The 328-nt window shown below is 43.3% G+C and carries 1 protein-coding gene; it reads left to right on the top strand.

The features are described 5' to 3' along the window. Positions 1–8: 8 nt before the first annotated feature. On the top strand, positions 9–328 hold a 320-nt coding region (locus H4J50_RS19205), incomplete at its 3' end, for a reverse transcriptase domain-containing protein (RefSeq protein WP_259365864.1).

Genomic DNA, 328 nt, shown 5'->3' with positions numbered 1-328 from the left:
GTGTCAGAATGCTAGGTATCCCCGCAGTTCGAGACCGAATAGTGCAACAAACACTATTGAACATACTCCAACCGATATTCGACATCGACTTTCACCCATCGAGTTATGGGTACAGGCCGAAACGAAGCTGTCATGACGCTATCAGTAAAGCGAGTGTATTTATCCGTAAATACCATCGCGACTGGGTCGTAGACATGGATTTGTCGAAGTGTTTTGACCTGCTTGATCATGCTTTGATAATTAGCAGTGTTAGACGCAAAGTGACGGACAGTAGTATTTTAAAGCTGATTAATCAGTTCTTAAAAAGCGGGGTAATGATAGGCGAACA

The sequence above is a fragment of the Colwellia sp. 6M3 genome, assembly GCF_014077595.1.
Classification (GTDB): Bacteria; Pseudomonadota; Gammaproteobacteria; order Enterobacterales; family Alteromonadaceae; genus Cognaticolwellia.
The sequence above is the reverse complement of the archived record's forward strand: the minus strand, read 5'-3'. Positions and strand labels throughout refer to the sequence as shown.